This is a genomic window from uncultured Aquabacterium sp., assembly GCF_913773725.1.
In the GTDB taxonomy this organism is placed as follows: domain Bacteria; phylum Pseudomonadota; class Gammaproteobacteria; order Burkholderiales; family Burkholderiaceae_C; genus Aquabacterium.
In genome coordinates this window covers 1-21,730 of sequence record NZ_CAJYGK010000100.1, presented here as the reverse complement: position 1 = coordinate 21,730, position 21,730 = coordinate 1, and the positions used below count along the sequence as shown (strand labels likewise).

The following is a 21,730-nucleotide window of genomic DNA, read 5'->3' as shown; positions in this document are numbered from 1 at the left end:
AACCATGGAAGACCTTCTGCCCCATTACGAGCGCGAGCTGGCGTTCCTGCGGACGCGGTCTGCCGATTTCGCCCGCCAGTACCCGAAGATCGCCGGACGCCTGCAACTGTCCGGTGACGCGGGAGATGATCCGCACGTCGAGCGCCTCATCCAGTCTTTTGCGCTGCTGGCATCCCGCGTACACAAGCGTCTGGATGACGACTTCCCCTTGTTCACCGAGTCGCTGCTGGAGGTGCTTTACCCGCACTACTTGCGGCCCTTCCCGTCCTGCGCGATCGCTCGCATGGACCTGGGTGCTCAGGCCGGGCAGATGACCCAGCCCGCGACCCTGGAACGTGGGACGCTGCTGCACAGTCGCCCCGTCAAGGGCGTCACGTGCCGGTTCCGGACGACCCGTGAGGTGACGCTGCTGCCTCTGAAGGTGCAGTCGGTGCAGTTCCGCCATGCCATCGGCGCTCCGGAAGGCTCGGCTCTGCCGTCCGGGGTCACCTCGGTGTTGTCCATCGTGTTCGAGAAGCTCTCGCCGCAGATGAGCTGGCGGCAGGTGCTGTCACGGCCACTGTCGATTCACCTGGATGGCGAGGCCTCGCATGTGAGCGCCCTGCGCGAAGCCTTCTGCGACCGCGCAATCGGCGTGGCGGTGCAGCGCGGCGCGCATCAGCCCTGGCGCACGCTGGCGGACACGATCACTGGCGAGCGTCTGCGTCCGCTGCTGGAGGGTTTCGACGATGCCGAGGCCTTGCTCGACTGGGATGACCGTGGCCACCGCGCCTACAGGTTGCTGACCGAGTACTTCGCCTTTCCAGAGAAGTTCAACTTCGTGCGCCTGCCGGCCGCTGGGCCGCAGTTGCCCGACGAGGCTGTGGCGCAGGCGGACGGCACCCCGCTGACCTTGCACATTCTGCTCGGCGGCATTCGTGCCGATGCCGACCTGTCCCGCTTGCTGGAGGCGACGACGGCCGATCAGGTGGTGCTGGGGGCCACCCCGGTGGTGAACCTGTTCCGCCAGGCCGCTGACCCGATCCGGATCACACACCAGTCGACGGGCTATCCCGTCGTGGTCGATGCGCGCAAGGCCTTCGGCTACGAGCTTTATTCTCTGGACCGCGTCCATCGTGTGCGGCAGACGGGCAGCGGTCAGGCGGTGGACGAGGTGCGTCCCTTCTTCTCGATTCGCCATGACGATGTCTTCGACGATCAGGACGAAGATGGACGCGGCGATGCGCGGGGCCGGACCCTGGCGTACTGGCAGCTGCACCGTGACGAGGACGTGGCACGAACCAGTCCGGGCTACGAGTGCGAGATCTCGCTGGTCGACCCGGACATGGCGTTGGCGAGGCCGGCGGTCGACACGCTGTCGCTCGAGGTGACGGCCACCAACCGGGACCTGCCATCTCTGCTCAGTCCGGGTGCACCGGGCGGAGACCTCTTCATGGAGGGGGGCGGCGCGGTCAAGGAGATCAGGCTGTTGCGCAAGCCGACCGCGACCCATCGCTTCACGCGGAACAAGGGGGCGCTGTGGCGCCTGATCTCTCATCTGTCGCTGAATCACCTCTCCCTGTCGGGCGGTGGGGTGGACGCGCTCAAGGAGATGCTGCGTCTTTACGATCTGCCGCGCAGCCCGGTCAACCGTCGGCAGATCGACGGCATCGAGACCGTCTCGTTCCAACCCGCCACGGCGTGGTTGCCCGGAGAGCCGTTCGCGACCTTCGTCCGAGGGGTCGAGGTGACGTTGACTGTCGATGAAGCCAGTTTTGTCGGCTCGGGGCTGGGCCTGTTCGTGGCCGTGCTGGAGCGTTTTCTGGCGCTGTACGTGAGCGTCAACAGTTTCAGCCGGCTCACGGTGCGCTCGGCACGGTCCTCGGAGGTGTTGTACGCATGCAGCCCGCGCAACGGCGACATCGCGCTGCTCTGATTGACGCGCTGCTGACGCAGCCACAGTCGTTCAGCTTCTTTCAGCTGGTGAGGCTGCTGGATCGCTGGCTGGCTCCGGCCGATGCGAATGCGCGCGGCGTGAGCAAGCTCCACTTCCGCAACTCGGTGTCGCTCTCCTTTCCCACCAGCGAGGTCGAGTCGCTCGTGGTGCGAGCCAGGACGTCGCTCGCCGAAGCGCACGACATGCCAGGCGGGTCTGATCCTGTGGCGGGCGGGCTGCTGGCGCAGGCGCTGGACGAGACGCTGGCTGCGCAACGCAGCTGGCGGGCGCAGGACGTGGAGCGCATCGAGATCACACCCGCCTTCATGGGCCTGCTGGGCGTGGCAGGGGCGTTGCCGCTCTATTACACCGAGGTGTTGGGCGCACGCGAGGCGCAGCACAAGGACCACGCGGCACGCGCCTTCATGGATGTGTTCAGCCATCGGGCGGTGGCGCTGTTTTACGAAGCCTGGACCAAGCATCGCCTGGCGATGCGCTACGAGCAGCAGCCGCAGACGCGGTTCGTGGGCGAGGTGCTTGCGCTGGCCGGCCTGGGATTCGACAGCCTGCGAGGGCGCGCGGGGGGGCTGCGCGACGAGGCCCTGGCCTGTCAGGCCGGCACCTTGCAGCGAGGGGGCTTGTCAGCGGTGCAGCTGCAGGCCACCTTGTCGGGCTACCTGCGGGTTCCGGTCAAGGTCGAGCAGTTCGTGGGTCGACGCTATGCCCGGCCGGTGGACGCCCGGGCCGGGCTCGGGGTGGCGGGCGCGCCCATGCAACTCGGTCGCTCGGCCGCTTTGGGTGAAACGGTCTGGCAGCGCGATCTGCGCATGCGGCTCGTGGTCGGGCCCCTGTCCCGACGACGCTACGAACAGTTCCTGCCCGGTCGGCCTGGTGCACAGGCCTTGCAGAGCTGGGTTCACCTGCTGGCCGGGGTGCACCTTGAATGCGAGGTCCAGCTGTGCCTGGCACGCGAGGCCGTGCAAGGCATGGCGCTGGACAGCGACCGGGCTGCGTCGGCGGGGCGGCTGGGGTGGGACAGTTTCCTGTCCAGCCGACCGGCCACGCAAGACCGCGCGGACGTGCGGTACGAGCTGGCGGCCCACGGCGTGTGACCGTGGCGCTGGCTTGATTGAAAGAGACAAGAAGGGGAGTGAAGAACGATGAGTCAGAACCTGAAGACCTTGATCGGCAAGCTCAACGAGACGTGCCGTCAGGCCGCCGAGCGCGCAGCGAGCCTGTGCATGGCCCGTGGGCACTATGAAGTCGACATCGAGCACCTGATGCTAGCCCTGCTGGAGGCGCCCCAGAGCGATCTGGCGGTCATGGCGCAGCGTGCCGGCGTGGCCCTGTCGGCGTTGCAGCGCGACCTGGAGACCGAGCTGGCGCGCTTCAAGTCGGGCAACAGCCGCACGCCCGTGTTTTCGGCCCATCTTCCCGGGCTGCTCGAGCACGCCTGGTTGATTGCCTCGCTCGAGTCCCATGCGGCACGCATCCGTAGCGCCCATATCCTGCTGGCCCTGCTCACCGAGCCGACCTTGAGCCAGCTGGCGCTGCGGACCTCGCCGCTGTTTGCGCGGTTTCCGCTGGACGAGTTGAAGCACCGCCTGAGCGAGGTCACGCGTGGTTCCGTCGAGGCGCCGCCGGCAAGCCCCTCTGCCCGGACGGGCGGGGCAGCGGACGACGCCCATCCGGACGCCGATCCGCTGGCGCGCAAGACGCCGGCGCTTGATCAGTTCACCACCAACCTGACCGAGCGTGCCCGGGAAGGCAAGGTGGATCCGGTGATCGGGCGCGATGCCGAGATCCGTCAGGCCATCGACATCCTCATGCGACGGCGTCAGAACAACCCCATCCTGACCGGCGAGGCGGGCGTGGGCAAGACCGCCGTGGTCGAGGGCCTGGCGTTGCGGGTGGCACAGGGGGACGTGCCGCCGCCACTGCAGGGGGTGGCCATTCACGTGCTCGACATGGGTCTGTTGCAGGCGGGCGCGTCGGTCAAGGGTGAGTTCGAGAACCGCCTCAAAAGTGTGATCGACGAGGTCAAGCAGAGCCCGCATCCCATCATCCTCTTCATCGACGAGGCGCACACCATGATCGGCGCCGGCGGGCAGGCCGGACAGAACGACGCGGCCAATCTGCTGAAGCCGGCGCTGGCGCGCGGCGAGTTGCGCACGATCGCCGCCACGACCTGGGGTGAGTACAAGAAGTACTTCGAGAAGGATGCGGCGCTGGCGCGGCGCTTCCAGGTCATCAAGGTCGAGGAGCCGAGCGAGGAGCTGGCCTGCGCGATGCTGCGTGGCATGGCGCCGCTGATGGAGAAGCACTTTGGGGTGCGGCTGCTGGACGACGCCATCCGCGAGGCCGTGCGCCTGTCGGCTCGCTACATCAGCGGACGCCAGTTGCCGGACAAGGCGGTCAGCGTGCTGGACACGGCCTGTGCGAAGGTGGCGTTGGGCCAGAGCGCCACGCCAGCGCGCATCGAGGAGGCCCGCAAGCACCTCGAGCGGCTGGATGCCGAGGCCGCGGCACTGCAGCGGGAGGCGGCAGCCGGGGCCCGCCATGGTGACCGGCTGGATGCATTGAAGGTGCTGCGTGACGAGGTCGTGCAGCAGCTGCAGGCCGACGAGGCTCGCTGGACGCACGAGCAGCAGCTGGTGAGCGACATCCAGGCCTTGCGATCCCGGCTGGAGCAACAAGCGGGCGGCCTCTCGTCGGCGGATGTGGTGGGCTCGGAGCCGGGTGCGGCGGCAGAACCCGCCGCTTCGGGCAAGTCGACGAAGGCGCAGAAGAAGGGCGCGGTCACCTTCGCGAGCCCGGATCATGAGTTGCTGGCCGGCAAGCAGGCTGAGCTTGCTGCCTTGCAAGGTGAGGCGCCGCTGGTGCCCATGCAGGTCGATGGCCACGTCGTGGCCGAGATTGTTGCGGCGTGGACGGGCATCCCGTTGGGCAAGATGGTCAAGGACGAGATCCGCACCGTGCGCAACCTGCAGGCCACGCTGCAGGAGCGTGTGATCGGGCAGGACCATGCGCTGGCCGCCATCGCCCAGCGCGTGCGCACGGCCCGGGCCGGCCTGGAGGACCCGAACAAGCCCAAGGGCGTGTTCCTGTTTGTGGGCCCCAGCGGCGTGGGCAAGACGGAGACCGCGCTGGCGCTGGCCGACATCCTCTATGGCGGTGAGCGCAACCTCATCACCATCAACATGAGCGAGTACCAGGAGGCGCACAGCGTCAGCGGGCTGAAGGGCTCGCCGCCGGGTTATGTCGGTTATGGCGAGGGCGGCGTGCTGACCGAGGCCGTGCGCCGCAAGCCTTACAGCGTGGTACTGCTCGACGAGGTCGAGAAGGCGCACCCGGACGTGCTGGAAATGTTCTTCCAGGTGTTCGACAAGGGGGTGATGGACGACGCCGAAGGCCGCGAGATTGACTTCCGCAACACGGTCATCATCCTGACCTCGAACGCGGGTTCGCAGCAGATCATGAACGCCTGCTTCCGGCAGGACGAGGACCTGGGTGGGCCGGTGATGAAGGACAGCGATGCGTTGCCCGCGGCCGATGAGCTGGCCGAGGCGCTGCGGCCGGTGCTGTACAAGACCTTCAAGCCGGCCTTCATCGGGCGGACCAAGGTGGTGCCGTACTACCCGTTGGGCGACGACGTGCTGGTGAACGTGATCCGGCTGAAACTGGATCGGATTGCCGCGCGCGTGGCGGCCCACCATCAGGCCGAACTGAGCTACGACGATGCGCTGGTGGAGTCGGTGCTGGCGCGCTGCACGGAGGTGGACACGGGGGCGCGTGCCGTCGACCACATCCTCAATGGCAGCCTGCTGCCCGAGGTGGCCGAAAGCGTGCTGGCGCGCATGGCCGAGGGGCAGCCGATTCAGCGCATCAAGGTCACGGCCGCCAAGGACGGGGCCTTCCGGTTCAAGGTCAGCTGACGCCAGCGCGGTGGGCCGACCCTGCGCAGAGTTCAGTCGCTGAGCACGAACACGGCCTCGTCGCACCAGTCGTTGGCGGCCGTGTAGAAGCCTTCCCACACGCAGCCGTTGCAGCCGCGGCCGCAGCAGGTGGTGGGTTCGGGCGGCGGTTCACGCAGGGTCACGCCCTTCTGGGCAGCCTGGCGCTGAAAATGGGCGAACATGGCCAAGGCCGATTCGCGGTCGGTGAGCTGGAAGTCCATGGGCACTCGACGGCACAGAGGCCGTCCGGGGAAAAGGGAACATCGCGCGGATGGGGCGCGCAAGGCGAGCGGATGATACCGGGGCGCGTGGCATAGTGCCCGTGTGCAGCCCGACGCCCCCCACGATCCTGTGCCTTCCTCGTCCTGGTCCGACACCGTGCGGGCGGCGCCGGGGCGGGCGGTCACGTGGCGCGCGCTGATCCTGACCTCGGCGGTGCTGATCGTCATGATGACCGGGGTGGCCGTGGGAGCGGGTTGGTATGCCTGGCACCATCTGGCCGCCCGGGTGACCTTGCGCGAACAGCAGGCCGACGTGCTGCTGCCCGAGTCGCTGGCCGTCAGGGCATCGGTGACCCAGGGGGTGACGGTGCGGATTGACGAGACGCTGCCGGTGCGGGTGCCGATCCAGCAGAACCTTGTGATTCCGATCGAAGACGAAATCCCGCTGGTGGTGAGCCTGGATACGGTGGTGCCGATCGCGCTCGACGTCCCGGTCAAGACCGTGATCCACCTGGACCAGACCGTGGCGGTCGACACGCGCGTGCAGACGCGCGTGCTGGGTGTGCCGTTGACCCTGCCCATCAAGGCGCAGGTGCCCATCCAGGCCGACGTGCCGGTGGAGCTGGTGGTGCCGGTGCGCGAGCGCCTGCCCGTGGCCTTGCAGGCTCCTGCCCGGGTCCGGCTGCCCGAGCCCATCCGAACCCGCATCGATACCGTCGTGGAAACCCGGGTGCCAGTGCAGGAGATCCTCACCCTGCCGGTGACGCGTCCCGTGGAGGCCACGCTGCGCTTTCCGCAGCAGACCGTGCGCGCTGGGCTGGCTGAACTCGATCTGACGCTGCCGTTCCAGGCCTTGAGTGTGGGCAGGTCTTTGCCGGATCTGGGGCTGTCCGTGCCATGAGCCAGCCAGAGGAATTCGACGGCGGCACCGCAGTCCGTGTTGCGCCCCCACCGCCGCGTGGATGGCATCGCCCGGTGAGCCGGTTGCAGCTGGTTCTGGTGGCGGTGACCGTCTTGCTGCTGTGGCTGGCGATGATGACGGCAGCGGCCTGGTGGTTCTGGTCGCGCGGCGAGGCCCGGGTGGTGTTGCGCGACCAGCCCTTGACGCTGACCCTGCCCGAAGGGCTGCAGGCCCATGCCACGGTGAGCACGCCGGTACGGACCCATTTGCGGGCCACTCCCTCAGTGCCGGTGCGGTTGGACCAGCGGGTGGCGGTGCAGTTCGAGGACGCCTTGTCGGCCAGGGTTGCGCTGCGGACCGTGTTGCCCGTCAGCACGACCGTGCGGGTCGATCAGGAGGTCACGGTGTCGGCGCCGATGCGCCTGGCCGTGCCGCTGCGGTCGTGGCTGCCGCCCTTGAACCTGACCGTCCCGGTGACCCTGCGCGTGCCCGTGTCGTTCAGCGTGCCGGTGCGCGCGGAGGTGCCGCTGGACCTGGATGTGCAGGTGAGCGGCCTGTGGCCCGATGCCCTGTCGGTGCCTTTGCAGGCGAGCTGGGTCCTGCGGCCGCGGATCGATGCGCCGATCCGGACCACGCTGACCAGGGAGACCGCCTTTACCCTGCTGGGACCGGTTTCTCCGATGGCCCTTCGCGTCCCCGCGATGGACCTGCGCATGCCGGTCAGCAGGATGGCGCTGGTGCCGGTGCCTGCAGCACGCTGATCGCTTCCTCGCACCACTTGGCCCAGCTGGCCTCGTACATGATCCCGGTCTTGAGGATGAGGTGGTGGATGCGGGCCTCGCGGGTGTCGGCCCGGCCGCCGGGGAAGTCGCGGGATTCGATGGCGCGGTAGGCCTCGAGCCGGGTGCGGTGCAGCTGCATGCGGCGGCGCAGCTCGGCGTCCAGGCCCAGGGGGCCGATGGCGGCGTCTGCCCGCATGCGCACCATCAGCTCGTCGCGCAGGTCCATGGGGGCGGTGGGCTCCAGCACCCAGCGACGCAGTTCGGCCTCGCCGGCGGGCAGCACCTGGTACAGCCGCTTGCGCGTCTTGCCGCCATCGGGTGCCGCTTCGGAGGCGATCCAGCCGGCCTGTTCCATCCGGGCCAGCTCGCGGTAGATCTGCTGGTGCGTGGCGTGCCAGAAGAAACCGATGGATTTGTCGAAGCGGCGGGCCAGGTCGTAGCCGGAAGAGGGCTTTTCCAGCAGGGACGTCATCAGGGCGTGGGCGAGCGACATGCGACGAGTGTAGCGGGCGCATCCGGGTATGCAATCAGTTGCATGTCGGGGAAAGCTCGATTACAGTCCGGCCAGCTATGCAACTGGTTGCATTTCTGTGTCGACCTGTCGGTTTCCCGGCTTTCCCCGGCCGCACAGGTGTGTGACTGTTGCGCCTCGATCATCCTGCCGGAGACCCCGATGACCGCTTACCCCCACCTGCTTCAACCGCTTGACCTGGGCTTCACCACGCTGCGCAACCGTGTCCTGATGGGCTCGATGCACGTGGGTCTGGAAGAGGCCAAGAACGGCTTCCAACGGATGGCCGCTTTCTATGCCGAGCGGGCACGGGGCGGTGTGGCGCTGATGGTGACGGGCGGCATCGCCCCGAATGACCAGGGCCGGCCCTATCCCGGCGGTGCCCGCCTGGCCACCGAAGAGGAGGCCGCGCAGCACCGCGTCGTGACCGAGGCCGTGCACGCGGCCGGCGGCAAGATCGCGATGCAGATCCTGCACTTCGGGCGCTATGCCTACCACCCCGAGCTGGTCGGCCCGAGCCCGATCCGCGCGCCGATTTCGCCGATGCCCCCGCGCGAGCTGACCACGGCCGAAGTCGAGCAGACGATTGCCGACTTCGTGCGCTGCGCCCAGCTGGCCCAGCAGGCCGGCTACGACGGTGTCGAGATCATGGGCTCGGAGGGCTACCTGATCAACGAGTTCATTGCCGCGCGCACCAACCAACGCACCGACGCGTGGGGCGGCAGCTACGAGAACCGCATCCGTTTCCCGGTGGAGATCGTGCGCCGCACGCGCGAGGCTGTCGGCCCGAACTTCATCCTGATCTACCGCCTGTCGATGCTGGACCTGGTGGATGGCGGCTCGAGCTTCGACGAAGTGGTGCAGCTGGCCAAGGCCGTCGAGGCGGCCGGCGCCACGCTGATCAACACGGGCATCGGCTGGCACGAGGCCCGCATCCCGACGATTGCGACCAGCGTGCCGCGCGCCGCCTTTGCCTGGGTGACGAAGAAGCTCAAGGGCCAGGTCGGCATCCCGCTGGTCACCACCAACCGAATCAACACGCCGGAAGTGGGCGAGCAGGTGCTGGCCGACGGTTGCGCCGACATGGTGTCGATGGCCCGCCCGCTGCTGGCCGACCCCTTCTTCGTGGTCAAGGCCGAAGCCGGCAAGGCCGATGAAATCAACACCTGCATTGGCTGCAACCAGGCCTGCCTGGACCACACCTTCAGCGGCAAGATCACTTCGTGCCTGGTGAACCCGCGTGCCTGTCATGAAACCGAACTCGTCATCGAACCCACCAGCCAGTCCAAGCGAATCGCCGTGGTGGGCGCCGGCCCTGCCGGTCTGGCGTGTGCCACCACGGCCGCCAGCCGCGGCCACGATGTGACGCTGTTCGAGGCCGACGCCGATGTGGGCGGCCAGTTCAACATCGCCAAGCAGATCCCGGGCAAGGAAGAGTTCTACGAGACGCTGCGCTACTTCCGCAAGCAGCTGGCGCTGACCGGTGTGAAGGCACGCTTCAACACCCGCGTGTCGGCGCAGGACCTGATCGACGGCGGCTTCGACGAGGTGGTGTTGGCCACGGGCGTGGCGCCGCGCACGCCGGCCATCCCGGGTGTGGACCACCCCAAGGTGCTGAGCTACCTGGACGTGCTGCGTGACAAGAAGCCGGTGGGCAAGACGGTGGCCGTGATCGGCGCGGGCGGCATTGGCTTCGACGTGTCGGAGTACCTGACGCACGAAGGCGAAAGCCCCTCGCTGGTGCCCGAGAAGTTCTATGCCGAGTGGGGCATCGACACGAGCTACGCCGAGCGCGGTGGCATCAAGGCGCCGAAGCTGGATACGCCGCCGCGCCAGGTGTACCTGCTGCAGCGCAAGACGAGCAAGGTGGGCGACGGCCTGGGCAAGACGACGGGCTGGATCCACCGCACTTCGCTGAAGAACCGCAATGTGGAGATGATCGCGGGCGCCACCTACGAGAAGATCGACGACCAGGGCCTGCACATCACGGTGGGCGGGCAGCAGACCGTGCTGCCGGTGGACAACGTGGTGCTGTGTGCCGGCCAGGAGCCGTTCCGTGCGCTGCAGGAAGGCCTGCAGACGGCGGGCGTGAAGGTGACGCTGATCGGCGGGGCCGACGTGGCCGCCGAGCTGGACGCCAAGCGCGCAATCAAGCAGGGCACTGAAGTGGCTGCAGCGCTGTAAGGCGCACGCATGGCGTGCGGCAGGGCGATCCGGCATGCCCGGTGACCTGGCCGCACGGTGTCAGTGTCCGGGCCCCGAGCGGGGCCCGGTAAGGATCACGAAATGAGCGAGACAAACACCTTGACCCCACCGACCCTGGAAACCCTGCGCGTCACCCTGGCGGACCACATCGCCACCGTGACGTTGAATCGGCCGGACAAGGCCAATGCGATGAACTGGGCGATGTGGCAGGACATCCGCAGCGCCATGCAGTGGGTGGACCGCACGCCCGAGGCCCGGGTGGCCATCATCGAAGGGGAGGGGCGCCTGTTCACCTCCGGCATCGACCTGTCGATGATGATGGGGCTGCAGGGCCAGATCAAGGACGACTGCGATGGCCGCATGCGTGAGAAGCTGCGCCAGCTGATCCTCGAATTGCAGGACACGCTGACCAGCATCGAGCGGTGCCGCAAACCGGTGATCGCCGCGATCCACGGTGGCTGCATTGGCGGCGGAGTCGACCTGATCAGCTGCACCGACATGCGCTATTGCTCGGCCGATGCCTACTTCACGATCAAGGAAATCGACATCGGCATGGTGGCCGACGTGGGCACGCTGCAGCGCCTGCCCAAGCTGATCGGCAACCAGGGCATCGTGCGCGAGATGGCCTACACGGGCCGCCGCGTGGAGGCCACCGAGGCGCGCGAGATCGGGCTGGTGAACCGCGTGTTCGACAGCCACGAGGCGCTGCAGGCCGGTGTGCGCGAGGTGGCGGCCCAGGTTGCGGCCAAGTCGCCGCTGTCGATCCGTGGCACGAAGGAGATGCTGAACTACAGCCGTGACCACTCGGTGGCCGACGGGCTCAACCACATCGCCACGTGGAACGCGGCCATGCTGATGTCGACCGACCTGACGGCGGCGATGATGGCCGGGATGGCCAAGCAGCCCCCGCAGTTCAAGGACTGAGTGCGCCGTTCGCAAGGCGAGCGAGGTGCGGGGCCAGCCAGGCCTGCAGCGCGCGCCATGCGAGGTCGACCTGAAGGCGGGCGGCCTCGGACAAGGGGGCGCCCAGCGTGAAGTCCGACCCGGGCACCGACAGCACGGTGCAGGGCGGCGGTGCGGTCTGCAACAGCCGGGTGTACAGGCTCAGCAGGTGCGCCGGTGTGAGGTGGTGGCTGGTCCAGGCCGGGCCTTCGGGGGCGGCCGTCACGGCGGTCCATGCGGGATGCGGGGACGGGGTGGCTTGGGCGTCGATCACCAGCACGTGCGTGCGGTCGGTCAGGTCCAGCACATCTTCTGCCGAGAGTTGCATGGCGGTGAGCACCTCGATCTGATCGGACAGCGTGGATGGCTGTGAAGCGAGCCACGCCTGCAGCCGATCGGCCAGCGCAGGGCCGATGCCGTCGTCGCCCCGCGCGGGGTTGCCGATGGCAATGACGAGCAGGGGCGCGCGATCGGGAGGCTGATCCCACAGGCTCATTCGGCGAGCTCCGGTCGTTCCAGGTTGCCGTCCTCGTGCTTGAGCAGCACGTCCTGCAGGGCGCCGTCGGCATCGCGCAGTTCCAGCCGCATCGGCATCTTGCCCAGCGCGTGGGTGGCGCACGACAGGCAGGGATCGTAGGCGCGGATGGCCACCTCGATGCGGTTGAGCAGGCCTTCGGTGAGCTCGCGCCCATCGAAACACTGCGCGGCCACCTGGCGCACGGCCTCGTTCATCGCGGTGTTGTTGTGCGTGGTGGAGACGATCAGGTTGGCGTGGGTGATGAGGTCGTCTTCGCCGATGCGGTAGTGGTGGATCAGCGTGCCGCGGGGCGCCTCGATCACGCCCACGCCTTCGTGCAGCGGCGTGCCGGTGGCCATGAGGTCGGTGCCGAGCAGCGCCGGGTCATCCAGCAGGTGGGCGATGGCTTCGGCGCAGTGCAGCGTGTCGATCATGCGGGCCCAGTGCTGGGCCAGCGAGGCCGTGACCGGCCGCCCGCCGCCCCAGGCTTTGAAGGCCTGCCTGGCCGCTTCGGCCCGTGGGGTGTCGAGAAAGGTGGCGTTGTTGATGCGGGCCAGCGGGCCCACGCGATACCAGCCCGTGTCCGGGCCGTGTGCGCGCAGGAAGGGGAACTTCATGTACGTCCACGGCTTGACGGCCTCGCCGATCAGGGCGTCGTAGCCGCGCACGTCAACCTGGTCGACCACCAGGTTGCCTGCCGCGTCGGTCACACGCAGGGCGCCGTCGTACAGGTCGGCCGCGCCGTCCGCACGCACGAGCGACATGAACATCGACGGGAAGTCGGCGAAGGTGCCGTGCTCGGGCAGTTGCTGCACGAAGAGGTCGCGCGCCAGGTCGACGGTCTGCGCGCACCAGTCGATCACCTGGCCGATGTCGGCGCGCATCAGGTCGCGGTCAGCGGCCGACAGGGGCTTGTTGAAGCCGCCGGGCACCGAGCCCGTGCCGTGGATGCGCTTGCCCGTCAGCAGCCGGATGACCTCCTGGCCATACTTGCGCAGGCGGATGCCCTGCAGGCCCAGCTCGCGGTGGTCCTGCAGCACGCCCATCACGTTGCGGTGGGGCACGGCGTCGTCGAAGCCGAACAGCAGGTCGGGCGAGGCGAGGTGCAAGAAGTGCAGCGCGTTCGATTGCAGCACCTGTGCGGCATGCAGCAGGCGCCGCAGCTTCTCGGCGGTGGGCGTGATGCGCGCGTGCCCGATCACGAAGGCATCGCAGGCCTTGCTGGCGGCCAGCAGGTGGCTGACGGGGCAGATGCCGCACAGGCGCTGCACGAGCGTGGGCACCTCCCAGTATGGGCGGCCCTGGATGAAGCGTTCGAAGCCGCGGAACTCGACGATGTGCAGGCGCGCCTGCTGCACGCGGCGGTGTTCGTCGAGCAGCAGGGTGACCTTGCCATGGCCCTCGACGCGGCTGACCGGGTCGATCACCACGCGGCGCAGGCCGTCGGGCTGAGAGGCGGTTTCAAGCGGGTGGGGCATGGTGGGTCAGTCGAAGCGGCGGGCGTGCAGCGGCAGCTCGGTCGCGATGTCGGGCGTGCGTCGGGCGAGTTCGGCCAGCACCAGGGCGCGAAAGGCGTCGGCCGGAGGCGGGCAGCCGGGCAGGGTCAGGTCCACAGGCACGACCTCGTGCACGGGCAGCACCTTGTCGAGCAGCGGGGGCAACTCGGGGTCGCGGGGCAGTTGCGGATCGTGCAGCCCCTCGGCCAGGTAGGCGGTCTGCATCAGCTCGGCCACCGGGATGCCGTTGCGCAGGGCCGGCACGCCGCCGTACATGGCACACGCGCCCACGGCGACCAGCACGCGGCAGCGGGCGCGGAAGGCGCGCAGCACTTCCACGTTCTCGTGGTTGCACAGGCCGCCTTCGATCAGGCCGATGTCGATGCCCTCTTCTGACAACGTCTTGATGTCGGTGAACGGGCTGCGGTCGAAGGTGACGAGGTCGACCAGATCGGCCAGGGTCTCGTCGATGTCGAGCAGCGACATGTGGCAACCGAAGCAGCCGGCCAGCGAGCAGGTGGCGATGCGCAGCGGGCGCGGGGCGAGGGGCTGTGACATGGTCGCCTCAGGTGTCGGCCGGCCGTTCGGCGATGTCGGCGTGGTCGTAGGGGCGTGCGCCGATGGGCACGGCAAAGCCCTGGCGTTTGGGCATCAGCGCGCCCACGGGGCAGATCGACAGCGCGCGGTCGGTGACGGCCACCGTGCTGTCCTTGAGCAGGCCGCTGGCGCTGTTGACGAGCAGCGTGGTCCGGGCCCCGCGGCCGCCGATGGCAAACGCGTTCTTGCCGTCGACGTCGCGGCTGGCGCGCACACACAGCTCGCACAGGATGCAGCGGCTGCGGTCGAGCCACACGTCGGGGTGCGAGGCGTCCACCGAGTGCGGCATGGTGGCGTGCACGAAGTGCGTGTCGACCATGCCGACGTGGTAGGCCACGGCCTGCAGGTGGCAGGCACCGCTCTTCTCGCAGAAAGGGCAGTGGTGCTGTCCTTCGACGAACAGCATCTGCACGAGGCGCTGGCGGTCGTGCTGCACCTCGGGCGTGTGGTTGTGCAGGACGAGGCCCGTGCGTGCGGGCAGCGTGCAGGCGGTGACGTGGCGCGGACCAGCCGGGGTGTCGAGCTGCAGGCTGCAGACCTTGCAGCTGCCGATCGGCTCGAAATCGGCATGGTGACAGAGGTGGGGCACGTACACCCCGGCCGCGGAGGCAGCCTGCATCACCGTCTGTCCGGGTGTGAAGGGGATGGGGCGGCCATCCAGCTCGAAGACCGGACCAGCGGGTGGGGCGTCGGCCTGGGGCGCGAAACCGGATGACGGGGACGTGGAGGTGGGCATGGGGATGTCGGGGCCGTGTCAGCGCAGTGTGACGGGCAGGCGCACCGTGGCCGCCGCCAGGTCGAAGGCGTCGGCATCCGGCACGAGCCGGCGCTGCACCTGGTCGGGGAAGTGCGCGATCACGTCCAGCAAGGGGTGAGCGGCGGTCTGGCCCAGGCCACAGTGGCTCAGGCGCTGCATCAACCTGCCGGTCTCCTGCAGGCGGGCCACATCGCGCGGTCCGGCGTGGCCTTGAACCAGCCGGTCGGCGGTGTCGGCCAGTTGCACGCAGCCCACCCGGCATGGCGTGCAGAAGCCGCAGGACTCGTGCGCGAAGAAGTGCGTGTACTGGCGGGCGATGTCGAGCAGGTCTCGCCGGCTGTCGAACACCGTGAAGGCGCCGCCTGTGGGCAGGTCTTCGAAGCTGATCTGACGGTGCAACTGGCTGGCGTCGATCAGCGTGCCGGACGGGCCACCCACGAGCACGGCCTGCACGTCGTCCGCACCGCATTCGGCCAGCACGTCGGCCACCGTGATGCCCCACGGCACCTCGTAGAGGCCCGGGCGGCTGACGTCGCCGGCCACGCTCAGCAGCCGTGTCCCTGGGGACTGCAGCGTGCCCTGGGCGCGGAACCAGGCGGCGCCATGCATGGCGATCTGGGCGACCTGCACAAAGGTCTCCACGTTGTTGTTGACCGTGGGCAGCCCGAGGTAGCCGCGGTCGACGGGGAAAGGCGGGCGGGTGCGGGGGATGCCGCGCTTGCCTTCGACCGATTCGATCAGCGCGGTTTCCTCGCCGCACACATAGGCGCCTGCCCCCAGATGCAGGGCGATGTCGAAGCCGTGGCCGCTGCCCGCGATGTCCGGCCCCAGCCAGCCGGCGCGGCGGCGTTCGTTCAGCACGTGTTGCAGGTGGGGGGCGATGAAGGCGTACTCGCCACGCAGGTAGACGAAGCCCTGGGTCGCCCCGACGGTGAGGGCGGCCAGCGTCATGCCCTCCACCACCTCGTGGGCCCAATCCATCAGCAGCAGGCGGTCCTTGAAGGTGCCGGGCTCGCCTTCGTCGGCGTTGCAGGTGATGGCCCGGGGGCCGGGCGCCTGCTGGCACGCCAGCCACTTCTGCCAGGTCGCAAAGCCTGCGCCCCCCCGGCCGCGCAGGCCGGCCTCGCGCAGGGTGGCGATCAGGTCGCGGCGGCCCTGCTCCAGGCTGGACGCCAGCAGGCGCTGCAGCGCGGCGCCGGGCGAAATGGGGTGGCTCAGCGTCTGCTGATGGCGCCACACGGGGTTGCTGACCGCGAAGAAATCGTCAGGCCAGGCGTCCAGCGGGGTGGCCGTGCGGATCAGGTCGGCGATCTCGTCGATGCGGCGCGGCGTGAGGCGCACCAGCGGGCGTTCGTTGACCAGGCCGGCCGGCCTCTGGTCGCACAGGCCGGTGCACGACGTGCGGTGCACCGAGACCAGGCCATCGGCGCGGGTCTGCTCGGGTTGTACGCCGAGCCGGGCGCACAGACGCGCGAGCAGGGCCTCGCTGCCCGCCATCCGGTCGGTGGGGCTGTCGCTCAGGTAGACCGTGTAGCGGCCCCGCGGCGTGCTGCTGAGGAAGTGATAGAAGCCCACCACGCTGCGGATGGCTGCATGGCCCAGACCCCAGCGGCGGGCCAGCGCGTCGACCACGGTGTCGGGCACATGGTGAAGGCGGGCCTGCACGGCACGCAGCACCTGCAGCAGCGCGCCCGGGCCGGCCGGCCAGGCGGCGAGCAGGGCGTCGAGGTCGAGCGCTGCAGCGGAGGGGGGATGAGCAGACATGCGGGGACGTGGTGCGGAAACAGGACCAACGGCATCAGGGAACCAAATGCCCCGACACGGTTCTACAATCAACCCTGTCGCCCCTTCATGACAAGCCCCGTGCGTCGCTTTCTTGCGATCTTCCTGATCTGCCTGCTGCCCCTGCAGTCGATGCTGGCCCTGGCCACGCCGGCTTGCGGTGTGCTGCCTGACGCGGGCATGTAGGACGAGCACCACACCCACCCTGGGCTGAACGGCACGGACGAACAGCTTGCCCATGCGCTGTCGCACCAGCTGGGAGCACATCACCATGCTCAGCATGATGGCGACACGCGCTCCGATCGCGGGTCAGGCGCCTCGGAGGGTGGCGGCGCCAAGGTGCCGGGCCCGCACGGTGGCGTGCACCATGCTCAGGGTGATGATCACAGCGATGACAGCAGCGGTCAGGACGCCGATCAAGCCGATTGCGATGGGGCCCTGCATTGCATGGGGTCGCACCTCGTGTCCCTGCTGCCCGCCCACCCGACGCGCAGTCTTGTTCCCGATGGGCTGGAGTTGCCAGTTCCGGGCGCCAGCACGGCCTTCCGCTCGGCGTTGACCGAGCCCTTGCACCGTCCCCCGATCCACGCCGCGTGAAGCGGCAGTCGAGATCGGGCGGCGCGCGCCGTCCGTGCCCTTGAGGTCCGGCTGCACCGGCCCGTCCGCCCGTGAGGGCGCCGGGAGGGTGCACCCGCACGCTGCCGCTTCCTTGATGCCTCGCGTTCGATCCGCTTTCAAGGAAGCTCATGAATCCCATTGTCATCAAGACAGGGGGGCGTTGGCCCCGTCTGTCGGGGGGCGCTGCGCTGTCTGCGTGGTGGGCCCTGGTGTGCGCTGGTGCGCTGGCCCAGGTCACACCCCCCATTGCGCAGGAGAGGCCACTCGCTCCGGTTGCCATGACCGGGCAGGCCGGCACGACTTTGCGCCAGGCGGTGGAAGCCGCATGGCAGCGCAGCCCCTGGGCGCGGGCGCAGTCTGCGCGGCAGGATGCCCTCGATGCCGACGCCCGCGTCACCGATGCCTGGGTTGCGGCGCCGCCCACGGCCAGTGTCGGCCGGCTCAGTGACCAGCCTGGCCGCAATGCACCGCGTCAGGAGTGGGAGGCCGAGCTGAGCGTGCCGCTGTGGTGGCCTGGCCAACGCGACGCCGGGCGCACGCTGAATCAGCGCAGTCGGGCTCAGCTGGCTGCCGAAGCGGCGGCACAGAAGCTGGCGGTGGCACAGGCTGTGCGCGAGGCGTGGTGGGCTGCGGTCGATGCCGAGGAGCAGGTCGCACTGTGGCAAGGCCGCGTGGACAGCGCCCGTGCGTTGCACGAGGATGTGGCGCGACGCCACCGCGCGGGCGAGCTGGCCCGGGTCGATGCACAGGCTGCCTCGGCCGAATGGCTGGCAGCGCGCGGCGAGTTGGCCGGTGCCCAGCAGGTGCTGCGTGCAGCGCGGGGGCGCTGGCAGGCTCTCACAGGCATCGCGCCGCCCCTGTTGCGAGACGCCGAGGTGCCCCAAGCGGTGGCAACGGCCGGCGAGCTGGAAGCCGATCCGGTGGCCGGGTCGTTGCAACAGCACCCCGCGCTGGTGGCCGCCCGGCTGGCCGCGGAGGCCGCCCAAGCCCGCATCGATGTGGCGGCGACCGCAGCCCGGGAGGCGCCCGAGGTGGGTGTGCGGGTGGTGCGCGAACGCAAGAATGCGACCGAGTCCTTTGACAACACCGTGGGGGTGCGCGTGAGCGTGCCGCTGGGCACCGTGCCCCGCACCCTGCGGGCCAGTGCCGAGGCGCGTGCCGAGTGGCTGGAGGCCGATGCGCGCCAGGCCCTGGTGGCGAGCCGGCTGCAGGCCGAGTGGGCAGAAGCCCGAGAAGCGGTGCAGACCGCGGCGCAGCGCTGGCAGCTGGCCCGGGAACGGGCCGAGATGACGGCCGACAGCGAGCGCCTGCTGCACAAGGCCTTCTCGCTGGGGGAATTGGACCTGGCCACCCTGCTGCGCGCCCGGGCCATCGCTTTCGATGCCGACCGTGACCTGCGCCGGCAGCGCCGCGCCCTGGATGCCGCGCAAGACCAACTTCAGCAAGCCTTGGGGAGGCTGCCATGACCATGATGATGACCCTTTCTGCCCGGACGCGTTCGGGCTTGTGGCGCCGCACTGGCGTTTTGCTGGCCCTGCTGTGGATGGGGCTGTCCGGGATGGGGGTGACACCGGCTCGCGCCCACGGCGGCGAAGACCACGGTGACGAAGCCCATGCCGAGGCCCTTCAGCCACCTGGTGTGCTGCCCCGCGCCGCCACGCGCACCGACGAGGTCGAGCTCGTGGCGGTGCTCGAGCCCTCGCGTCTGCTGATCTACGTGGATCAGGCTGCGTCCAATGCGCCGCTGACCGGGGCGCGTGTCGAAGTCGAAGGGCTGGGGGCGACCGCTGCAGCGCCTGAGGTGGAACCCGGCGTGTACGCACTGGCGCTGGCCGCCGCTCCCGCGCCCGGCCACCACCCGCTGACCGTGTCTGTGCAGGCCGGTGACGTGGAAGACCTGCTCAGTGCCGAGCTCGATGTACCTGACCCTCGGCCGGAAGAGATCGACCACGACACGCTGCACGACCACCTTCCTGCCTGGACTTGGGTGGTGGCCGGCAGCGTCGTCGGGGCGCTCGGCGCCTTGGGGCTGGGGGCCATGAGGCGACGCCGTGATGCCGACCGTGCCCATGCTGCCTGAGGAGCGACCATGATTCCATGCTTCAAGATGATCTTCGTCGCGGCCCTGGCCGGGGCGCTGGCATCCCCCGCGGCACGCGCCCATGGTGGTGATGACCATGCGCATCCGGCACCGACCGCGGTGCCCGTGAGTCAGGGCGCATCGGCTGCCGGCCAGGCTGCCCGTGAACCGGCCCGCCGGCAGGCCGATGGCGCGGTGTTCGTGCCCAAGTCGGCCCAGCGTCAGTGGGCGCTGCGTACCCGCGTGGTCGCGTCGGGTCCGCTGGCTGCCACCGTGACCCTGAATGGCCTGGTGGCCATCGACCCTGCCGCTGGCGGGCGGGTGCAGGCCGTGCAGGCAGGCACCGTCGAACCTGCTGGCGCGGGCTTCCCCAGCGTCGGACAACGCGTGCGACGGGGAGAGGTCCTGGCCTGGCTGATCCCCGCCCCGACGGCGCTGGAGCGTGGGGACCGTCTGGCCACCCGAGCCGAGCTCTCGGCGCAGGTCACGCTGGCCGAGCGCCGTGCCGCCCGTCTGACCCAGCTGGAGGGCTCGGTCCCGGCGAAGGACATCGAGGCGGCCCGCATCGAGGCCCAGGCACTCCGCGAGCGCCTGCAGGCCGTGTCGTCCAGCCTGACGGGGCGGCTGCCGCTGCGATCGCCGGCCGACGGGGTGGTCGGTCTGGTCCATGTGGTGGCTGGCGAGGTGGTCGACCCCAAGGCCGTGCTGTTCGAGGTGGTGGACCCGGCGCGGCTGCTCATCGAGGCGCCGGCTTATGACCTGACACTGCCGGGGCAGATCGCCTCGGCCGAGGGCGAGGCGGGCGGACGGCGTGTGGCTGTGGCCGTCCTGCCTGCGGGTCGCCAGCTTCAGGGGCAGGCCATGCCCTTGCGGTTCCGCGTGATGGCCAGCGACGCGCCCTTGTCGGTGGGGCAGCCTGTGCGCGTGATCGTGCGCCGCCAGGCTGCGGGGCAGGGCATGGCGGTGCCCGCCTCGGCCGTGGCGCGCGATGGTGCCGGGCGGGCCATCGTCTGGGTTCATGCCGAACCCGAGCGCTTCGAGCCACGCGTCATCCAGCACGAGCCGCTGGGCGCCAGCGAGGTGGCGGTGCGCACCGGGCTGAGCGCTGGGGAGCACGTCGTGGTCCAGGGTGCCAGTCTGCTGTCGCAGGTGCGATGAGGGAGCGCACATGTTCGACTTCCTGATCCACCTCAGCCTGCGACAGCGCCTGCTCGTGGCCGGCGTGGCGCTGCTGCTCGTCGTGTACGGCACCTTCAGCGCGCAGCGCATGCCCATCGATGTCTTCCCCGATCTCAACAAGCCCACCGTCACGCTGATGACGGAGGTGGGTGGCATGGCGCCCGAGGAGGTCGAGCAACTCGTCACCTTCCCCATCGAGGCCAGCATGAACGGCATGCCCGGGGTCACGCGGGTGCGATCGACATCCGGTGTGGGACTGTCCGTGGTCTATGTCGAGTTCGACTGGGGCACCGACATCCTGCGCAACCGCCAGCTGGTCAACGAGCGGCTGAACCTGGTGCGCGAGAACCTGCCGCCGGGCGTCGTTCCTCAACTGGGCCCCATCTCGTCGATCATGGGCGAGGTGCTGCTGCTGGCGCTGCCGGCCGACCCCGCCCAGGTCAGCCCGATGGTGGTGCGTGACTACGCCGACACGGTGTTGCGGCCGCGCCTGCTGACACTGCCAGGCGTGGCGCAGGTCATCACCATCGGCGGGCAGGTGCGCCAGTTCCGCGTCGAGATCGACCCGGTGCAGCTGCAGGCGCTGGGCGTGGAGCGCGACGAGGTCGAGCGGGCGCTGCAGGACTTTGGCGGCAACACCAGCGGCGGCTTTCTGGAAGCGCAGGGCCGTGAGTGGCTGATTCGCCAGCTGGGCCGCACCACCGACATCAACCACCTGCGCAAGCTGGTGGTGGCCATGCGCAACGGTCAGCCGGTGCTGTTGCAGCAGGTGGCGCGCGTGCTCGAAGCCCCGGCGGTGCGTCGCGGCGACGGTGGCTACAACGGCCGGCCCGCCGTGATCCTGTCCGTGCAGAAGCAGCCCACGGCCGACAGTGTGCGCCTGACGCGCGAGGTGGAGCGAGCCATGGAGGACCTGGCCCGCAGCCGCCCTGCTGGCATCGATGCGCCGGCCTTCCTGTTCCGCCAGGCCGATTTCATCGAACGTTCCATCGGCAACGTGGTGGAGGCCCTGCGCGACGGCGCCATCATGGTCGGCATCGTGCTGTTCGCCTTCCTGCTGAACATGCGCACGACGCTGATCTCTCTGACCGCCATCCCGCTGTCGCTGTTGACCACCGCGGTGGTGTTCCGCTGGTTCGACCTGTCGATCAACACGATGACGCTGGGTGGCCTGGCCATCGCGATCGGCGAGCTGGTCGACGACGCCGTGGTGGACGTGGAGAACGTGCTGCGGCGGCTGAAGGAGAACCGCGCGCTGGCCGAGCCACGAC

The 21,730-nt window shown here is 69.3% G+C and carries 19 protein-coding genes; 12 read left to right on the top strand and 7 right to left on the bottom strand.

Annotated features, from left to right (window positions below; genetic code table 11):
• Positions 1-4 precede the first annotated feature (4 nt).
• From tssF to tssH, 3 genes are read left to right on the top strand one after another with little or no spacing between them, the layout of a single operon-like run.
• Entirely contained in the window at positions 5-1,915 is a 1,911-nt protein-coding gene (tssF, locus tag QZ709_RS11905) for a type VI secretion system baseplate subunit TssF (protein ID WP_294637519.1), read from the top strand.
• A complete protein-coding gene (gene tssG, locus QZ709_RS11900; RefSeq protein WP_294637518.1) occupies positions 1,879-3,027 on the top strand; it encodes a type VI secretion system baseplate subunit TssG in 1,149 nt (382 codons plus the stop codon). The genes tssF and tssG overlap by 37 nt, the downstream gene beginning before the upstream one ends.
• 48 nt (positions 3,028-3,075) lie before the next feature.
• The gene (tssH, locus tag QZ709_RS11895; RefSeq protein WP_294637517.1) at positions 3,076-5,850 is read left to right on the top strand and encodes a type VI secretion system ATPase TssH; all 2,775 of its coding nucleotides are present in this window, start codon (positions 3,076-3,078) and stop codon (positions 5,848-5,850) included.
• 32 nt (positions 5,851-5,882) lie between these two features.
• Here tssH and QZ709_RS11890 read toward each other — a convergent pair whose 3' ends face one another.
• On the bottom strand, positions 5,883-6,092 hold the full coding sequence (locus tag QZ709_RS11890) for an oxidoreductase-like domain-containing protein (RefSeq protein WP_294637516.1): 210 nt from the start codon (positions 6,090-6,092) through the stop codon (positions 5,883-5,885).
• A gap of 130 nt (positions 6,093-6,222) precedes the next feature.
• Here QZ709_RS11890 and QZ709_RS11885 point away from each other — a divergent pair, with 130 nt between their 5' ends.
• Together QZ709_RS11885 and QZ709_RS11880 are read left to right on the top strand one after the other, a co-directional pair.
• Positions 6,223-6,993, top strand: a complete 771-nt coding sequence (locus QZ709_RS11885) for a hypothetical protein (RefSeq protein WP_294637515.1) — start codon at positions 6,223-6,225, stop codon at positions 6,991-6,993.
• Complete coding sequence (locus QZ709_RS11880; protein ID WP_294637514.1) at positions 6,990-7,754, top strand: hypothetical protein; 765 nt, start codon at positions 6,990-6,992, stop codon at positions 7,752-7,754. The genes QZ709_RS11885 and QZ709_RS11880 overlap by 4 nt, the downstream gene beginning before the upstream one ends.
• Here the strand turns inward: QZ709_RS11880 and QZ709_RS11875 are convergent.
• Positions 7,714-8,268 (bottom strand): PadR family transcriptional regulator, encoded by a 555-nt coding sequence (locus tag QZ709_RS11875; protein ID WP_294637513.1) that lies wholly within the window; start codon positions 8,266-8,268, stop codon positions 7,714-7,716. The two genes, QZ709_RS11880 and QZ709_RS11875, sit on opposite strands and share 41 nt — an antisense overlap.
• 180 nt (positions 8,269-8,448) lie before the next feature.
• Here QZ709_RS11875 and QZ709_RS11870 point away from each other — a divergent pair, with 180 nt between their 5' ends.
• On the top strand, positions 8,449-10,470 hold the full coding sequence (locus QZ709_RS11870) for an NADPH-dependent 2,4-dienoyl-CoA reductase (RefSeq protein ID WP_294637512.1): 2,022 nt from the start codon (positions 8,449-8,451) through the stop codon (positions 10,468-10,470).
• 102 nt (positions 10,471-10,572) lie between these two features.
• Positions 10,573-11,415 (top strand): crotonase/enoyl-CoA hydratase family protein, encoded by an 843-nt coding sequence (locus QZ709_RS11865; RefSeq protein ID WP_294637511.1) that lies wholly within the window; start codon positions 10,573-10,575, stop codon positions 11,413-11,415.
• Here QZ709_RS11865 and QZ709_RS11860 read toward each other — a convergent pair.
• The 5 genes from QZ709_RS11860 to QZ709_RS11840 are packed head-to-tail and all read right to left on the bottom strand — an operon-like array spanning position 11,405 to position 16,564.
• The gene (locus tag QZ709_RS11860) at positions 11,405-11,929 is read right to left on the bottom strand and encodes a hydrogenase maturation protease (RefSeq protein ID WP_294637510.1); all 525 of its coding nucleotides are present in this window, start codon (positions 11,927-11,929) and stop codon (positions 11,405-11,407) included. The genes QZ709_RS11865 and QZ709_RS11860 overlap by 11 nt on opposite strands.
• Complete coding sequence (locus tag QZ709_RS11855) at positions 11,926-13,428, bottom strand: Ni/Fe hydrogenase subunit alpha (protein ID WP_294637509.1); 1,503 nt, start codon at positions 13,426-13,428, stop codon at positions 11,926-11,928. The genes QZ709_RS11860 and QZ709_RS11855 overlap by 4 nt, the downstream gene beginning before the upstream one ends.
• Positions 13,429-13,434: 6 nt before the next feature.
• The gene (locus QZ709_RS11850; RefSeq protein WP_294637508.1) at positions 13,435-14,004 is read right to left on the bottom strand and encodes an NADP oxidoreductase; all 570 of its coding nucleotides are present in this window, start codon (positions 14,002-14,004) and stop codon (positions 13,435-13,437) included.
• A gap of 7 nt (positions 14,005-14,011) precedes the next feature.
• Positions 14,012-14,779: a 2Fe-2S iron-sulfur cluster-binding protein gene (locus tag QZ709_RS11845; RefSeq protein ID WP_294637507.1), complete on the bottom strand. Its 768-nt coding sequence runs from the start codon at positions 14,777-14,779 to the stop codon at positions 14,012-14,014.
• 18 nt (positions 14,780-14,797) lie between these two features.
• Complete coding sequence (locus tag QZ709_RS11840) at positions 14,798-16,564, bottom strand: NAD(P)H-dependent oxidoreductase subunit E (protein ID WP_294637506.1); 1,767 nt, start codon at positions 16,562-16,564, stop codon at positions 14,798-14,800.
• A 465-nt stretch (positions 16,565-17,029) separates the two neighbouring features.
• Here QZ709_RS11840 and QZ709_RS11835 point away from each other — a divergent pair, with 465 nt between their 5' ends.
• The 5 genes from QZ709_RS11835 to QZ709_RS11815 all read left to right on the top strand — a co-directional run.
• A complete protein-coding gene (locus QZ709_RS11835) occupies positions 17,030-17,179 on the top strand; it encodes a hypothetical protein (RefSeq protein WP_294637505.1) in 150 nt (49 codons plus the stop codon).
• Positions 17,180-17,328: 149 nt separating this feature from the next.
• Entirely contained in the window at positions 17,329-18,666 is a 1,338-nt protein-coding gene (locus QZ709_RS11830; protein ID WP_294637504.1) for a TolC family protein, read from the top strand.
• Between the two features lie 2 nt (positions 18,667-18,668).
• Positions 18,669-19,280 (top strand): hypothetical protein, encoded by a 612-nt coding sequence (locus QZ709_RS11825; RefSeq protein ID WP_294637503.1) that lies wholly within the window; start codon positions 18,669-18,671, stop codon positions 19,278-19,280.
• A gap of 9 nt (positions 19,281-19,289) precedes the next feature.
• Entirely contained in the window at positions 19,290-20,438 is a 1,149-nt protein-coding gene (locus tag QZ709_RS11820; protein WP_294637502.1) for an HlyD family efflux transporter periplasmic adaptor subunit, read from the top strand.
• Positions 20,439-20,448: 10 nt separating this feature from the next.
• The coding region (locus QZ709_RS11815; protein WP_294637501.1) for an efflux RND transporter permease subunit at positions 20,449-21,730 on the top strand (1,282 nt) is incomplete at its 3' end.

Excerpts from the sequence above, each read along its gene's own strand:
- QZ709_RS11850 (WP_294637508.1), bottom strand. The coding sequence starts at position 14,004 with ATGTCACAGCCCCTCGCCCCGCGCCCGCTGCGCATCGCCACCTGCTCG.
- QZ709_RS11890 (WP_294637516.1), bottom strand. The coding sequence starts at position 6,092 with ATGGACTTCCAGCTCACCGACCGCGAATCGGCCTTGGCCATGTTCGCC.
- tssH (WP_294637517.1), top strand. The coding sequence starts at position 3,076 with ATGAGTCAGAACCTGAAGACCTTGATCGGCAAGCTCAACGAGACGTGC.
- QZ709_RS11820 (WP_294637502.1), top strand. The coding sequence starts at position 19,290 with ATGATTCCATGCTTCAAGATGATCTTCGTCGCGGCCCTGGCCGGGGCG.
- QZ709_RS11855 (WP_294637509.1), bottom strand. The coding sequence starts at position 13,428 with ATGCCCCACCCGCTTGAAACCGCCTCTCAGCCCGACGGCCTGCGCCGC.
- QZ709_RS11865 (WP_294637511.1), top strand. The coding sequence starts at position 10,573 with ATGAGCGAGACAAACACCTTGACCCCACCGACCCTGGAAACCCTGCGC.
- QZ709_RS11870 (WP_294637512.1), top strand. The coding sequence starts at position 8,449 with ATGACCGCTTACCCCCACCTGCTTCAACCGCTTGACCTGGGCTTCACC.
- QZ709_RS11830 (WP_294637504.1), top strand. The coding sequence starts at position 17,329 with ATGAATCCCATTGTCATCAAGACAGGGGGGCGTTGGCCCCGTCTGTCG.
- tssG (WP_294637518.1), top strand. The coding sequence starts at position 1,879 with ATGCAGCCCGCGCAACGGCGACATCGCGCTGCTCTGATTGACGCGCTG.
- QZ709_RS11875 (WP_294637513.1), bottom strand. The coding sequence starts at position 8,268 with ATGTCGCTCGCCCACGCCCTGATGACGTCCCTGCTGGAAAAGCCCTCT.
- QZ709_RS11835 (WP_294637505.1), top strand. The coding sequence starts at position 17,030 with ATGGGGTCGCACCTCGTGTCCCTGCTGCCCGCCCACCCGACGCGCAGT.
- QZ709_RS11880 (WP_294637514.1), top strand. The coding sequence starts at position 6,990 with ATGAGCCAGCCAGAGGAATTCGACGGCGGCACCGCAGTCCGTGTTGCG.
- QZ709_RS11840 (WP_294637506.1), bottom strand. The coding sequence starts at position 16,564 with ATGTCTGCTCATCCCCCCTCCGCTGCAGCGCTCGACCTCGACGCCCTG.
- QZ709_RS11845 (WP_294637507.1), bottom strand. The coding sequence starts at position 14,779 with ATGCCCACCTCCACGTCCCCGTCATCCGGTTTCGCGCCCCAGGCCGAC.
- QZ709_RS11860 (WP_294637510.1), bottom strand. The coding sequence starts at position 11,929 with ATGAGCCTGTGGGATCAGCCTCCCGATCGCGCGCCCCTGCTCGTCATT.
- QZ709_RS11825 (WP_294637503.1), top strand. The coding sequence starts at position 18,669 with ATGATGATGACCCTTTCTGCCCGGACGCGTTCGGGCTTGTGGCGCCGC.
- tssF (WP_294637519.1), top strand. The coding sequence starts at position 5 with ATGGAAGACCTTCTGCCCCATTACGAGCGCGAGCTGGCGTTCCTGCGG.